The sequence below is a fragment of the Opacimonas viscosa genome (assembly GCF_024199005.1).
Taxonomy (GTDB): domain Bacteria; phylum Pseudomonadota; class Gammaproteobacteria; order Enterobacterales; family Alteromonadaceae; genus Opacimonas; species Opacimonas viscosa.
Genome location: NZ_JANATA010000264.1, coordinates 1 through 248 on the forward strand (window position 1 = coordinate 1; position 248 = coordinate 248).

General features: G+C 49.6%; 1 protein-coding gene. It reads left to right on the top strand.

All coding sequences use genetic code 11. From position 1 onward, the window contains the following. Positions 1-248: zinc-binding dehydrogenase (locus NLF92_RS13530; protein ID WP_254102780.1), on the top strand; the 248-nt coding region annotated here is incomplete at both ends.

Here is a 248-nt window from a genome sequence, read left to right on the forward strand (position 1 = left end):
ACGACCTCGCGTCTATCTTCGACCCGTTTGGTAATCCCGTTCACACAGCGCTAAGTTTTGACCTAGTCGGTGAAGATGTGCTTATTACAGGTGCTGGACCTATCGGTATTATGGCTGCAGCAGTCGCTAAGCACGTAGGTGCGCGACATGTCGTTGTTACCGACATCAATCCTTACCGTCTTGAACTGGCTAAAAAAATGGGGGCAACCCGCGCTGTCGACGTAAGCAAAGAAGATTTGAAAGATGTC